This is a genomic window from Micromonospora sp. NPDC049662, from assembly GCF_040675055.1.
In the GTDB taxonomy this organism is placed as follows: Bacteria; Actinomycetota; Actinomycetes; order Mycobacteriales; family Micromonosporaceae; genus Micromonospora.
Map to the genome: position 1 here is coordinate 1 of NZ_JBFAOC010000122.1, position 1484 is coordinate 1484.

The 1484-nt window shown below is 72.8% G+C and carries 1 protein-coding gene; it reads right to left on the reverse strand.

Features of this window, described 5'->3' with window-relative positions; translation table 11 throughout:
- Positions 1–374: 374 nt before the first annotated feature.
- The gene (locus AB0J36_RS34435; protein ID WP_355053351.1) at positions 375–1337 is read right to left on the reverse strand and encodes a complex I subunit 1 family protein; all 963 of its coding nucleotides are present in this window, start codon (positions 1335–1337) and stop codon (positions 375–377) included.
- Positions 1338–1484: the final 147 nt, after the last annotated feature.

Consider the following 1484-nt stretch of genomic DNA (forward strand, 5'->3'; position numbering starts at 1 on the left):
CCGCCCGGAATCGCGCCCCGCGCCCCGCGCCCCGCGCCCCGCGCCCCGCGCCCCGCGCCCCGCGCCCCGCCGATCTTGCACTTTCTGTCGTCGATGTGAGTGGGATGCCCCTTATGCCGCCGCAGTAAGTGCAAGATCGCGGGTGACCATCGCCCGGCCTCGTCGATCATGGAGTTGTGGTGCCGGTTTTGGGGATTGTCGGGCGCTTTGTCACCCACCACAGCTCCATGATCGACGGGCGGGGGCGGGGCGAGGGCGGGGCGAGGGCGAGGGCGGGGCCGGGGCGAGGGCAAGGCGGGGCGAGGCGGGGCGAGGGCGGGCAGGGCGGGGGCAGGCCAGGGCAGAGGCGGGGGCGGGGCGGGGCAGAGGCGGGGTTAGAGGGCTACTCGGACTGCTGCGGTCAGGACCAGTTGGGCCAGGGAGGCGGGGACCAGGACCAGCCAGCAGAGGCGTTGGAGTTGGTCCTCGCGCAGGCGGGGGTAGGAGACCCGAAGCCAGATGATCACGAAGGCCACGGCGGCGATCTTGAGTAGGGTCCAGAGCCAGCCGAGCTGGTCGTCGGCGAACGGTCCCTGCCAGCCGCCCAGGAACAGCACCGTGGTCAGCGCGGCGATCACCACGATGCCGACGTACTCGGCCAGCAGGAAGAACGCGAACCGCAGACCCGTGTACTCGGTCATGTAACCGAACACCAGCTCCGAGTCGGCCACCGGCATGTCGAACGGCGGCCGGCGGATCTCGGCCAGCCCGGCGACGAAAAAGATGATCATCGCGGGCGCCTGCCAGAGCAGCCACCAGGGCTGCCACGCCTCGACGATGCCGGACAGGCTGAGCGTGCCCGCCGCCATCGCCACCGACGCGGCGGCCAACACCAGCGGCAGCTCGTAGCCGAGGAGCTGGGCGGCCCCGCGCAGCCCGCCGAGCAGGCTGTACTTGTTTGCCGACGCCCACGCCGACATGAGCACCGCCACCACACCGATGCCGACGACGGCCAGCACGAAGAACAGGCCGATGTCCAACGGTTGCCCGACCAGGTCGTTCGGGCCGAGCGGAATGACCAGCAGCACCAGCAGGTAGGGCACCAGCGCCACAGCGGGGGCCAGCCGGAACACCGCCCGGTCCGCCTCGCGCGGGGTGATGTCCTCCTTCTGCACGAACTTCACACCGTCCGCCACGAGCTGCGCCCAACCGTGGAAACCGCCCGCGTACATCGGGCCGAGCCGGCCCTGCATGTGCGCCATCACCTTGTGCTCGGCCTGACCGACCAGCAGCGGCAGGGTGAGGAACGCGACCACCACGCCGCCGATCCGGAGCACCAGCTCCACCCAGAGCGGCATCAGCGCGTACCCCCGTCGTCGTCGCCGTCGTCGCGCGCCGCCGGGTCCGCGACCGGCTCGGGCCGCGCGGACCCCGCCGGGCCGTCGGCGGCGCCGGCAACCCGGGGAGTACGCGCCGGACGGGCCCCCGGCGCGGGCCGCGCCGGA

What these genes read in the sequence shown, in the direction of transcription:
- AB0J36_RS34435 (WP_355053351.1), bottom strand. Translation starts at nt 1,337, where the DNA reads ATGCCGCTCTGGGTGGAGCTGGTGCTCCGGATCGGCGGCGTGGTGGTC.